We start from the raw sequence: 12,016 nt of genomic DNA, 5'->3' as shown, positions 1-12,016 counted from the left end.
CCATGGTGGGGCGTCGCATGAAAATGCCTGCGCCCGCCCTGGACTCTAAACGCAACGCCCGGTCCGGCTTCTGCCAGGCCGGGCGTTTGCCGCTTTCAGACCATGCGGTAGTGCCGCAGGTCAGTGACAGGTAACAAGACATGGCAAAAGAATACAGCCGTACCCAACGTATCGGCGATCAGATGCAGCGCGAGCTGGCCCAACTGATCCGTCGCGAAGTAAAAGACCCGCGCGTAGGCCTGGTCACCATTACCGCCGTCGACGTCAGCCGTGACGTTGGCCACGCCAAGATCTTCATCACCGTGATGGGGCAGGACAGCGCCGAAGATATCGCCCAGTCGATCAAGGTACTGAACTCTGCCGCCGGCTTCCTGCGCATGCAGCTGGCCCGTGAGATGAAGCTGCGCAGCGTGCCTCAATTGCACTTTCACTACGACGAAAGCGTCGTGCGTGGCGCGCACCTGTCGGCGTTGATCGAGCGTGCGGTAGCCGAAGACGGTCAGCACCCGCAGGCTGAAAAGCCAGACGGTACCGAGGAGTAAGGCGTGGCTCAGGTCAAGCGTATACGCCGCAACGTCAGCGGAATCATCCTGCTCGACAAGCCACTGGGCTTCACTTCCAACGCTGCCTTGCAGAAGGTGCGCTGGCTGCTCAATGCAGAGAAGGCCGGGCATACCGGTAGCCTCGATCCACTGGCCACGGGCGTACTGCCCCTGTGCTTCGGTGAGGCGACCAAGTTCTCGCAATACCTGCTCGATTCCGACAAAGGCTACGAGACCCTGATGCAGCTGGGCAAGACCACCACCACCGCCGACGCGGAAGGTGATGTTTTGCAGGTGCGTCCGGTGACCGTTGGTCGTACCGATATCGAAGCGGCATTGCCGGCTTTTCGTGGCGAAATCAGTCAGATACCACCGATGTACTCGGCCCTCAAGCGTGATGGCCAGCCCCTGTACAAGCTGGCCCGTGCCGGGGAAGTGGTGGAGCGCGAGGCGCGTTCTGTTACTATTGCGCGCCTGGAATTGCTTGCCTGCGAAGGCGAGACCGCCCGTTTGGCTGTCGATTGCAGCAAAGGCACCTATATCCGCACGCTGGTCGAAGATATTGGTGAAAAACTGGGTTGTGGTGCATATGTAGCGCAGTTGCGCCGCACACAAGCGGGACCATTCAACCTGGCCCAGACCGTGACCCTGGAAGAGCTGGAACGTGTGCATGCTGAGGGTGGCAATGAAGCCATTGACCAATTTCTCATGCCTTCCGACAGCGGGTTGCTACACTGGCCGCTGTTGCAGTTTTCCGAGCACAGTTCGTTCTACTGGCTGCATGGTCAGCCAGTAAGAGCACCGGACGCGCCGCAGTCAGGCATGGTTCGGGTGCAAGATCATGAAGGACGCTTCATCGGTATCGGTGAAGTGAGTGAAGACGGGCGCATCGCGCCGCGTCGCTTGATTCGGTCAGAATGACCGGACCCCGGGCCATGTGAATGGCCTGGGTACGAGGATGGCTGTCAACAGGCACGGTCATTTCTCATTTTTTAATACGAGGGTTTGCCCTCGGCCTGTTGAAACCGTCTCCCTGGAGCGGTTTCTTGATAAAGGAATGCCCAAATGGCACTCAGCGTTGAAGAAAAAGCTCAAATCGTAACCGACTACCAGCAAGCTGTTGGTGACACTGGTTCGCCAGAAGTGCAAGTTGCACTGCTGACCGCCAACATCAACAAACTGCAAGGCCACTTCAAGGCCAACGGTAAGGACCACCACTCGCGTCGTGGTCTGATCCGTATGGTAAACCAGCGTCGCAAGCTGCTGGATTACCTGAAAGGTAAGGACGTTAGCCGTTACAGCTCCCTGATTGCTCGTCTGGGTCTGCGTCGCTAATAACGATGCGGTAAGAGGTTGGTTGTCTGTCATGAGCCGTCGGTTTATCCGGTGGTTCTGGCAGGCTCCCAGCCTCTAGTTTTATCTGGACTGCCGAAGGGTCCGATTCCCCTCGCTGCCCAAGAATTCGCAAGAAACCAGTTCCCCCAAGAGCCACAAAGAAGGTAGGAAACCGTGAACCCGGTAATCAAAAAGTTTCAATTCGGTCAATCGACCGTAACCCTCGAGACTGGCCGTATTGCCCGTCAAGCCTCTGGTGCTGTATTGGTCACCGTTGACGACGACGTCACCGTTCTCGTGACTGTGGTCGGCGCCAAGACTGCTGACCCAAGCAAAGGCTTCTTCCCCCTTTCCGTGCACTACCAGGAAAAAACCTACGCCGCCGGCAAGATCCCTGGTGGTTTCTTCAAGCGCGAAGGCCGTCCTTCCGAGAAAGAGACCCTGACCTCGCGTCTGATCGATCGTCCGATCCGCCCGCTGTTCCCTGAAGGCTTCATGAACGAAGTGCAGGTTGTCTGCACAGTCGTTTCCACCAGCAAGAAAACCGATCCGGACGTCGCTGCGATGATCGGTACTTCGGCTGCCCTGGCCATCTCCGGCATTCCTTTCGACGGTCCGATCGGCGCTGCTCGCGTGGCTTTCCACGAAAGCACCGGCTACCTGCTGAACCCGACTTACGAGCAGCTCAAGGCTTCGAGCCTGGACATGGTCGTTGCCGGTACCGAAGAGGCGGTGCTGATGGTTGAATCGGAAGCCAAAGAGCTGACCGAAGACCAGATGCTGGGCGCTGTACTGTTCGCCCACGATGAATTCCAGTCGGTGATCAAGGCTGTCAAAGAGCTGGCCGCTGAAGCTGCCAAGCCTACCTGGGCCTGGGAAGCCAAGCCGGAAGCCACTGCGCTGCTGGGCGCCATCCGTGCCGAATTCGGCGACGCGATCTCCCAGGCCTACACCATCACTGTCAAGGCCGACCGTTATGCTCGCCTGGGCGAGCTGAAAGACCAGATCGTCGCCAAGTTGTCCGGTGAAGAAGGCCAGCCGACTTCCAGCGAAGTCAAAGCCGCTTTCGGCGAAATCGAATACCGCACCGTTCGCGAAAACATCGTCAACGGCAAGCCACGTATCGACGGTCGCGACACCAAAACCGTACGTCCGCTGAACATCGAAGTCGGCGTTCTGCCGAAGACTCACGGTTCGGCGCTGTTCACCCGTGGCGAAACTCAGGCACTGGTCGTTGCCACCTTGGGTACCGCGCGTGACGCACAGCTGCTCGACACCCTCGAAGGCGAGAAAAAAGACCCCTTCATGCTGCACTACAACTTCCCTCCGTTCTCGGTGGGCGAGTGTGGTCGCATGGGCGGCGCGGGTCGTCGTGAAATCGGTCACGGCCGTCTGGCTCGTCGTTCGGTCCAGGCCATGCTGCCTGCTGCCGACGTGTTCCCGTACACCATCCGTGTAGTGTCGGAAATCACCGAGTCCAACGGTTCCAGCTCCATGGCTTCGGTCTGCGGCGCTTCCCTGGCTCTGATGGACGCTGGCGTACCGATGAAGGCACCTGTTGCCGGTATCGCCATGGGTCTGGTCAAAGAAGGCGAGAAGTTCGCCATCCTGACCGACATCCTGGGTGACGAAGATCACCTGGGCGACATGGACTTCAAAGTAGCCGGTACCGCAAAAGGTGTTACCGCGCTGCAGATGGACATCAAGATCAAAGGCATCACCGAAGAAATCATGGAGATCGCCTTGGGCCAGGCCCTGGAAGCTCGCCTGAACATCCTCGGTCAGATGAACCAGATCATCGGTCAGTCCCGTAGCGAACTGTCGGAAAATGCTCCGACCATGATCGCGATGAAGATCGACACCGACAAGATCCGTGACGTCATCGGTAAAGGCGGCGCCACCATCCGTGCCATCTGTGAAGAGACCAAGGCTTCGATCGATATCGAAGACGACGGCTCCATCAAGATCTTCGGCGAATCCAAGGAAGCGGCTGAGGCAGCACGTCAGCGCGTTCTGGGTATCACCGCTGAGGCCGAGATCGGCAAGATCTACGTCGGCAAGGTTGAGCGCATCGTCGACTTCGGCGCATTCGTCAACATCCTGCCTGGCAAGGACGGTCTGGTGCACATCTCGATGCTGAGCGACGCTCGCGTAGAGAAAGTCACCGACATCCTGAAAGAAGGCCAGGAAGTTGAAGTACTGGTACTGGACGTGGACAACCGCGGCCGTATCAAGCTGTCGATCAAAGACGTCGCGGCGGCCAAGGCATCGGGCGTTTAATCACCCCGTAGCATGGTGTTACGAGAGGGGCCCTTCGGGGCCCTTTTTCGTGGGCGGGTGAAAAACCGGCAGGGAACTTTTTGTTGTTTTTGATACACATGCAACTTGCATGTGCGATCAGGGGAGAACGGGCAATCTGCACGATCGGGTGAATGGGTGTATTTTTCAAGCTATTGATTTTAAAGGATTAAATTTTAAAATCGGGTTGGCACAGCGATTGCGATAGTAATGGTAACCCTGCTGCCACGATTGATACTGGCGCAGATCTTGAAGAAAAACAGGAGTTACCCCATGAAGAAGTTCGCTATCGCTGCTGCTACTGCCACCGCCCTGACGCTGACCCTGGCAAACGCTGCGTTTGCCGATACGACTGCTCCGTCCCAAAAGCCGATGGTGATTGCTGCCGGTGAAGTGGCCAAGGCCAAGGAAGAGACTTCGGATACCTGGATCACCACCAAGGTCAAATCCGACCTGGTAACCGAAAAAGGCATCCCTGGCACCGACATCAAGGTCGAAACCAACAAAGGCGTGGTTTCCCTGTCGTCGACAGTAGCTATTACTGCAGCCCAGAAAACTACCGCAGTCGCTATCGCCAAGAAAATCAAAGGCGTACGTGCTGTTTCGGCTGATGGCCTGAAAGCCGAGTAAGGTTCAAGCATTTGCCCTGAGTCCTGGATAAGGGCATTGCTGGCCCCGACCTTGTGTCGGGGCCTTTTTATATGTGCAGGTTGTGCTTAACCGTTCTCTGTTATGGCGCACACTTGTAGGACCGGCTTTAGCCGGGAGGGCGCTCTCGCGGCTGAAGCCGCTCCTACGTGGGATAGGCGCGTAGTTAGATGTGGTGGTCAGGAGCCCAGCGGGTTTTCAATCCCCACGCCGACTATCAATACGCACCAACCGCCCACCCTCGAAGCGCAGATACTGATACATGCCGTTATTGGGCCCGTAGATCCATTCTTCGACCTTCACTTCATCACGCTGGCGGTAATGGCTGAAGGTGGACTTGGTGCCGATCAGGTCCTGGCTTACCGGCGTGCCGCATTTCTGCTGCACCTCGAAGGCCCTGTCCCCCACGCTGATCAACTGGCTGGCGCAACGCAAGGTGTCGGCATGGGCGAGGTGGCACAGGCTTGCAGAGGCGACCAGCAGTACGGCGCGCCAATAGGTCGTGCAGGTCAAGTCGGATTACTCACTGTCCAGATGCAGGGGAGTGACCACGCGCTTGTCGGATTCAGCCTCGCCCAGACGCGCGTCGATGAAGTAGACGCGATCATCCGCCAGTTTGCCCTTGTCGACCAGATAGTCCTTGATGCTGCTGGCGCGATCCTGACCCAGCTTGCGCAATAGCACTTCGTTGCTGCTCCAGAACTTGAGCACGGCGGCGCGTAGCTGGTTCTGCCGTTCTTCCTTGCCCAGATCGACCCATTGCGCCGGCGGCTGTTGCTTGAGCAGGTCGCGGTAGATGCCGTCGAGCATCGGTGCTTTTTCGTCATCCGGCACTTTCAGCAGGCCAGCCCTGGCCGGAACCTTGTCGCCGCGTCGTTGCAGGATCTTGTAGTAGGTGAACTGGTATTCCCGCTCCAGGCGATCTTGGGCCAATAACGGGCCATCTGTGCTGGCGGCGCTGGTGCCTTCGATCTCCAGGCGCAGGGTCGGGCGCTCCTTCAAGGCTGCCGAGAGCTTGTCCAGAGCGTCATGTGCCTGTGGGCTCAGTTCGCTGGAGCCTGCGGCGAACGACACGCTGCTGAGATCTTCCGAGCCGCCACCGCTGACCAGCCCGCCAATGAACTTGAACGGCGCCTGGGCGGCGCGCAGGACCAGATTGCGCAGGGTCTGCCAGACAATCGGCATCACGCTGAACTGCGGATTATTGAGGTCGCCGGAGATCGGCAGCTCGATGGAGATTTTGCCGTCGGTGTCCTTGAGCAAGGCGATGGCCAAGCGAATCGGCAGGTCCACGGCGTCCGGGCTGTCGACTTTCTCACCCAGTTGCAGCTGTTCGACCACGACCTTGTTCTCGGCCTTGAGCTGGCCCTTGGTCACCATGTAGTGCAGGTCAAGATCCAGCCGGCCCTTGCGTATCCGGTAGCCAGCGAACTTTCCGGAGTAGGGCGTCAGGGTGGTCAGCTCGACACGCTTGAAGCTGGTGGCAATATCCAGACTGGACAGGGGGTCGAAGGGGTTCAGGCTGCCTTTGATGGTCACCGGTGCATAGCGATCGACCTTGCCCTTGATATCCACCGCCGCCGGTGCCGACTGGCGGTTGTCCAGGGTGCCGATCTGGCCGTTGAGTTGCTGCACAGCGGTGGCGAAGTTCGGCGTCAGGCTGAAGTCGGCGAAGTTGGCCGAGCCGTCATTGATACTGATTGCACCGATCTTGATACCCAAGGGCTTGGCGTTGCTGGTTGGCGCTGCGGCCTTGGGCGCGCTTTTGCTTTCCGGTGGCTGCGGGATCAGCAGATCATCGACGTTGGTGGTGCGATCGTTGTTGATCATGAAGCGGGCGTAGGGCTGCTCCAGACTGACCTTGGCGATGCTCAGGCTGTCGCCGTGCTGATAGTTCAGACCCTCCAGATTGAGCTGCTGCCATTTGAGGAAGTCGCGTTGCTTGAGGGTGTCCAGGGTATGTAGCTGATTGACCTGGGCTTTGCCGGTAATGCCGAAAGCCAAAGGCTCGGTGCTTTTCAGGTCAACCGCCAGATCGCTGCCGAGCATGCCGCTGCGCAGCTCAAGGCGAATGAACGGGCTGATGTAGGCCTGGGCCACACGCAAGTCGATGTCCTGGGTGGTGACCTGCAATCTGGCCGTCACCGGGTTCAGATTGACCTCGCCTGCGGCAGTGATTTTTCCTTGCTTGCCCAGCCCGGTGTCGAGCTTGAGGGTGAAAGGCGATTTGTTCAGGCTGTCGAAGTCTTTCAGGTCCAGGTTAAGCGGGCCGACGTCCAGAGCGACCGGCTCTTTGGGCACGCGGTCGGCCAGATGAACCTGATAGTCACGCAACTGCACATCGCGCAGCAACACCTGCCAGGGCTTGCTCGGTTGTGCCGGTGCCGGTGCAGGTGCCGAGGCTTGCGCTTCGCCGGCTTTCTCATCGACAGGCGGCTTGCTCGGCGCCGGTTTGCCTGGTTGGCTGGCGAACAGCTTCTGCCAGTCGAGCTGGCCATCGGCCTCCCGAGCTGCCCAGGTTTCCAGTTTATTGCTGCGAATCTTGCCGACGGTGACCAGTTGCTTGACCAGGTCCACCGAGGTGTCGCTGACATCCAGGCTCTGCAGGCGCACCAATGGTCGGCCATCAGGTGTTTTTAGGGCCAGGGAGGCAACGCCGAGGTGGGTGTCGGTCAGCTTCAGTTCAGTGCCCTTGGACAGGTTGAGGGAGTAAGCGGTGCTGAAATTCAACACCCCGTCTTCCAGGGCCAGTGGCAATGCATCGCGAACATACGGCCACCACAGCTTCATCTTGTTGCCAGTGATCTTTAGGGTGCCTTCGGAGCTAATGGGAATCAGGCCGATGCGTCCGACCCAGTCGATCTGCCCACCGTCCGGCCCCGCCGCGACCAGGGTCATGTCGGCATTGTCTTCAGGCAGGGTGCTGAGGTGTTTGAGCTCAAAATTGAGTTTGTCGTAGAGGAATTCGATAGGTTCGCTGGGGCGCTGATCCTGAAAACGGACGTAGCCATCAGCCAACTTGATCGTGTCGACGCGGACCGGGAACGGCTTGCTGGCCGGTTGCTCCGGAGTCGGCTCGCTGGGTGGCAGCTTGAACAGCTGCGCCAGGTTCATCTTGCCCTGCTTGTCGAACAGCAGTTCGGTCTTGGGTTTGACCAGTTCCACGTCGGCCAGGTGCAGGGCGCCGGTCCAGAGGCTGTCCACCTGCAGGTTTGCATAGAGCTTGGCAAAACCCACCTGCTCCTTGCCGGGCATGCCGATATTCAGGCCCCACAGGGTCAGCTCAAGGCTGTAGGGGTTGAGCTCCAGGCGCTCGAGCCGGGCCGGAACCGTGGAATATTTGGCCAGTTGCTGATTGACCACGCGCAAGGCGATGCCTGGCAGAACCAAAAAGCCCAGAAGTGTGTAGAGCGCGACGGCAGTCAGCAGGACAGCAAGGCTGCGTTTCAATCCTTTGGGCATGTGCGGCGTCAACTCTCTCGGTTCGGAGGTCCTTGGAGTATGGCACGGCAATGTGGTTCCAGATGTGACGTCTGCAAAGCTTGTAGGAAGATTCCCGCGAAGCCGAGCGACATCACAGTTGCAGAATCAAGGTCTTGAGTGGCGGCTGCTGGTCCTGTGACGGAAAATCGGCAGCGGGAGTCATGATTTGCCAGTCGCGCACCGGTCTGCCCAGTTTGGTTGCGCAACGCAGAACCTGCTCACGCAAGTCCTCCATGCTGACCTTCGCCAGGTTGTTGCAGCAGATCAGCACGCCATTGTCGGCGGTGGCCAGCAACGCGGGCTTGAGCAGGCTCTGGTAGTCGCGCAGCAGGTCCACGGTGCCAAAGGCGCTCTTGGCCCAGGCCGGTGGGTCGAGCAGCACCAGATCGTACTGACGCTGCTCCAGACGCACGTAGGGGGGCAATTTATGCCCACGGCGCTGGGTGATCGGCAGCCCGGCCAGTTGGCGTATTGCCGGGAAGTAGTCGGACTGGATGAATTGCATGGTCGGCAGTTCGGGGTTGAGCGCGCCGTTTTCCTTGCCCACTGCCAGATTGCCCTCGGCGAAGTCCAAATTGCAGACCTCTTTCGCTCCTCCTGCTGCAGCACTGAGGCCGACGCCGCAGGTATACGCGAACAGGTTCAGTACGCTTTTGCCCTGGCTGTGCTGTTTGACCCAGCCGCGGGTGTTGCGCAGGTCGAGGAACAGCAACGGATCCTGACCCGCATGACGACCGCGTACCCGGTAGTTCAGGCCCCATTCATGGCCGATCAGGTCTTGCAGTGCCTCGGCGTCGGCCTTGTACACCGTGTCTTCGCGGTCGATACGTGAGTTGCCCTGGGAACGGTCGTTGTAGACCAGCAGCAGGTCCAGGCCCAGATGCGCTGTGATATGGGCATGCAGCGCCAGCAGATCATCACGTTCCAGCCGGGTATGGAAGCTCTGCACCAATAGTTGCGGGCCATAGCGATCGATAGTCAGGCCGCTGGCGCCTTCCTGGCTGCCGTGGAACAACCGATAGCAATCCGTACCCTGCTGATGCAGTTCGGCAAGCAGGGCCTGGCGGTTATCGAGGGCGACGCTGAGCGCCTGGATCAGGGAGGACATGCTAAGCGCCTTGGGCTGGAAATGGGCGCGGCAGTTTAGCAGTTAAGGGGTAGCGCTGTGTTCGGGACACACCGCTGTATTGCGGCTAATAGAGAACCAATGTGGGACCGGCTTTAGCCGGGAAGGCGTATTCCCGGCTAAAGCCGGTCCCACAATTGTATTTGCAGCGCAAGCGCGCTGTAGGTGTTAGCGAGCCAACGCCAACGCCACACCCTGACCACCACCGATGCACAGGGTCGCCAGACCCTTCTTGGCATCGCGCTTGATCATTTCGTGCAGCAGGGTCACCAGTACGCGGCAGCCCGACGCGCCGATCGGGTGGCCAATGGCGATGGCGCCGCCGTTGACGTTGACCTTGGCCTGGTCCCAGCCCAGCTCCTTGCCTACCGACAGCGATTGTGCGGCAAAGGCTTCGTTGGCTTCGATCAGGTCCAGTTGCTCAATAGTCCAGCCGGCCTTGTCCAGGCAGCGACGGGTAGCGCTGACCGGGCCAATGCCCATGATGGCCGGGTCGACACCGGCGTTGGCATAGGCGGCGATGCGCGCCAGTACTGGCAGGCCCAGTTGTTCGGCCTTGGTCGCACTCATCAGGATTACTGCGGCAGCGCCGTCATTGAGTGACGAAGCGTTACCCGCAGTCACGGTGCCGTCTTTCTTGAAGGCTGGCTTGAGCTTGCTCAGGGATTCAGCGGTAGTGCCTGCGCGAGGCTGTTCATCGGTGGCGAAGGACACCGGATCGCCTTTGCGCTGCGGGATCAGGATCGGGGTGATTTCGTCGACGAAGCGCCCGGCTTCGATGGCGGCACTGGCTTTCTGCTGAGACGCAGCGGCGAAAGCATCTTGCGCCTCACGGCTGATGTCGAACTTTTCCGACAAGTTCTCGGCAGTAATACCCATGTGATAGTCGTTGAAGGCGTCCCACAGACCGTCGCTGATCATGGTGTCGATCACAGTGCTGTGGCCCATGCGCAGGCCCGTGCGGGCGCCGGGTATAACGTAGTTGGACAGGCTCATGTTTTCCTGGCCACCGGCAATGATCACCTCGGCATCGCCACAGCGGATCGCCTGGGCGCCCAGATGCAGGGCCTTGAGGCCCGAGCCGCAGACCTTGTTCAGGGTCATGGCCGGTACGGAGAATGGCAGCCCGGCCTTGATCGCGGCCTGACGTGCAGGGTTTTGCCCGGCGCCGGCGGTCAGCACCTGGCCCATGATCACTTCATCGACCTGCGCACCGTCGAGGCCGGTCTGGGCGAGCAACTGGCGGATCACCGCAGCGCCCAGATCAACGGCCGGAATGTTTGCCAGAGAGCCCTGGAAACTACCGACTGCGGTACGGGAGGCGGCAACAATAACAACGTCTTGCATGGCACGGTTCCTCATTGTTCTTGGGGGAGGCGACGGGCAACAGGCAACCGGCCCTGATCGCAGGAAACGAAGGAGCGCATGTTGGCACAGATGGGCGACGAGGTTCCAATCGACCGTTACAACAGGCCCATGCGCCGTTTGGCCCGGTGGACCGAGGCATTGCGTACCGACCAGCGCAACACGGGCGCGACGGTATGCACGGCGCTGCGGATCAGGCGGCGTTGCAGGGCGCTCTGCTGGATGCCGAACATCTCCCGCGCCCAGTCCGGCAGCAGGTCGATGCCGCCCTGCATCATCAGGTTACCCACGGGTTTGGCCAGGCGGCTCGGGGCAGGGGCGTCGAGGAGCAGGCTCAGTACCGTATGACTGCGCTCATTGCACAGCAATTGCGGGCGCATGTGTTGCAGGTACTCGGCCACGGCTTCGCTCGAGCGGGGAATGTCCCGTGCACCCAAGCGTTCGGCGACCAGTGCGGTCTCGGCGTAGTAGCGATCCTGATCGGCCATGGACAGATGCGGGTTGAGATAGCGCAGATGGGCGGCGAGAAAGTTACTGACTTCGGCCACATGCACCCAGGTCAGCAGGTCAGGATCGCTGGCGGCATAGGCCCGGCCATCCGGCGCGGTGCCGACCACTTGCAGATGGATGGTGCGCACCTTGTCGATCAGCCAGTTGGCGTCGTGAGTCGAGCCGAAGGTGGTGCCGGAAATGAACTGACCGGTGCGGCGCAGGCGACCGAGCATGTCCTGACGAAAATTCGAATGGTCCCAGACCCCGGCCAGGGCCAGGGGGTGAAGCATTTGCAGGAGTAGGGCGCTGATGCCGCCGGTCAGCATGCTGGGAAAGTCGCCATGGACCTGCCAGCAGATGGCGTCAGGGCCATAGAGGCCTGGGTCGCCCTTGGGGTTTTCCATGTCCAACTGGCCCAAGGCCAGACCGGTCAGGCTCATGACCTGGGCTTCAATGCGGCGACGAATGAATTCCATGGATTCTCAGTTTTGTAACGGCGGACACCGCTCGACCATGCCCCGCTTGGTGCATTGAATCAAGCTCTTCAAACAATAAAATCGCATGATGATGACCTCCGAAAATAAAGCACCGCATCACCACCTGAATTAATGACATCCCGTGGGATCGGCTTTAACCGGGGAGGCGTCGGCGCAGACGACAGAGAGGTATCTAGCTCACCGCCCCTTTCCCGGCTAAAGCTGGTCCCACATGAGTGCTGTGTTTGCTA

General features: G+C 59.6%; 10 protein-coding genes. 5 read left to right on the top strand and 5 right to left on the bottom strand.

Features of this window, described 5'->3' with window-relative positions; all coding sequences use genetic code 11:
* The first annotated feature begins 140 nt into the window (after nt 1-140).
* The 5 genes from rbfA (at nt 141) to AC1Z24_RS27015 (ending at nt 4,805) form a co-directional block, all read left to right on the top strand.
* Nucleotides 141-542: a 30S ribosome-binding factor RbfA gene (rbfA, locus tag AC1Z24_RS27035; protein WP_259106687.1), complete on the top strand. Its 402-nt coding sequence runs from the start codon at nt 141-143 to the stop codon at nt 540-542.
* Nucleotides 543-545: 3 nt separating this feature from the next.
* Nucleotides 546-1,463, top strand: a complete 918-nt coding sequence (truB, locus tag AC1Z24_RS27030; RefSeq protein WP_483743435.1) for a tRNA pseudouridine(55) synthase TruB — start codon at nt 546-548, stop codon at nt 1,461-1,463.
* Between the two features lie 144 nt (nt 1,464-1,607).
* The gene (gene rpsO, locus AC1Z24_RS27025) at nt 1,608-1,877 is read left to right on the top strand and encodes a 30S ribosomal protein S15 (RefSeq protein ID WP_483743434.1); all 270 of its coding nucleotides are present in this window, start codon (nt 1,608-1,610) and stop codon (nt 1,875-1,877) included.
* 174 nt (nt 1,878-2,051) lie between these two features.
* The gene (pnp, locus tag AC1Z24_RS27020; RefSeq protein WP_259106693.1) at nt 2,052-4,157 is read left to right on the top strand and encodes a polyribonucleotide nucleotidyltransferase; all 2,106 of its coding nucleotides are present in this window, start codon (nt 2,052-2,054) and stop codon (nt 4,155-4,157) included.
* Nucleotides 4,158-4,448: 291 nt separating this feature from the next.
* Nucleotides 4,449-4,805, top strand: coding sequence for a BON domain-containing protein (locus AC1Z24_RS27015; RefSeq protein WP_259106695.1), 357 nt, complete (start codon nt 4,449-4,451; stop codon nt 4,803-4,805).
* Nucleotides 4,806-5,021: 216 nt separating this feature from the next.
* Here AC1Z24_RS27015 and AC1Z24_RS27010 read toward each other — a convergent pair whose 3' ends face one another.
* The 5 genes from AC1Z24_RS27010 to AC1Z24_RS26990 all read right to left on the bottom strand — a co-directional run bounded on the left by AC1Z24_RS27010 (nt 5,022) and on the right by AC1Z24_RS26990 (nt 11,765).
* Nucleotides 5,022-5,306, bottom strand: coding sequence for a DUF2845 domain-containing protein (locus tag AC1Z24_RS27010; protein ID WP_483746723.1), 285 nt, complete (start codon nt 5,304-5,306; stop codon nt 5,022-5,024).
* Between the two features lie 36 nt (nt 5,307-5,342).
* The gene (locus AC1Z24_RS27005; protein WP_483743433.1) at nt 5,343-8,285 is read right to left on the bottom strand and encodes a DUF748 domain-containing protein; all 2,943 of its coding nucleotides are present in this window, start codon (nt 8,283-8,285) and stop codon (nt 5,343-5,345) included.
* 112 nt (nt 8,286-8,397) lie between these two features.
* Complete coding sequence (locus AC1Z24_RS27000; RefSeq protein WP_483743432.1) at nt 8,398-9,414, bottom strand: class I SAM-dependent rRNA methyltransferase; 1,017 nt, start codon at nt 9,412-9,414, stop codon at nt 8,398-8,400.
* 186 nt (nt 9,415-9,600) lie between these two features.
* Nucleotides 9,601-10,779: an acetyl-CoA C-acetyltransferase gene (locus tag AC1Z24_RS26995; protein ID WP_483743431.1), complete on the bottom strand. Its 1,179-nt coding sequence runs from the start codon at nt 10,777-10,779 to the stop codon at nt 9,601-9,603.
* Nucleotides 10,780-10,895: 116 nt separating this feature from the next.
* Nucleotides 10,896-11,765 (bottom strand): oxygenase MpaB family protein, encoded by an 870-nt coding sequence (locus AC1Z24_RS26990; protein WP_483743430.1) that lies wholly within the window; start codon nt 11,763-11,765, stop codon nt 10,896-10,898.
* Between the last annotated feature and the right edge of the window lie 251 nt (nt 11,766-12,016).

This window comes from Pseudomonas sp. JL23, assembly GCF_056933585.1.
The sequence above is the reverse complement of the archived record's forward strand: the minus strand, read 5'-3'. Positions and strand labels throughout refer to the sequence as shown.

What these genes read in the sequence shown, in the direction of transcription:
- rbfA (WP_259106687.1), top strand. Translation starts at nt 141, where the DNA reads ATGGCAAAAGAATACAGCCGTACCCAACGTATCGGCGATCAGATGCAG.
- rpsO (WP_483743434.1), top strand. Translation starts at nt 1,608, where the DNA reads ATGGCACTCAGCGTTGAAGAAAAAGCTCAAATCGTAACCGACTACCAG.
- AC1Z24_RS27015 (WP_259106695.1), top strand. Translation starts at nt 4,449, where the DNA reads ATGAAGAAGTTCGCTATCGCTGCTGCTACTGCCACCGCCCTGACGCTG.
- AC1Z24_RS27005 (WP_483743433.1), bottom strand. Translation starts at nt 8,285, where the DNA reads ATGCCCAAAGGATTGAAACGCAGCCTTGCTGTCCTGCTGACTGCCGTC.
- AC1Z24_RS27000 (WP_483743432.1), bottom strand. Translation starts at nt 9,414, where the DNA reads ATGTCCTCCCTGATCCAGGCGCTCAGCGTCGCCCTCGATAACCGCCAG.
- AC1Z24_RS26995 (WP_483743431.1), bottom strand. Translation starts at nt 10,779, where the DNA reads ATGCAAGACGTTGTTATTGTTGCCGCCTCCCGTACCGCAGTCGGTAGT.
- AC1Z24_RS26990 (WP_483743430.1), bottom strand. Translation starts at nt 11,765, where the DNA reads ATGGAATTCATTCGTCGCCGCATTGAAGCCCAGGTCATGAGCCTGACC.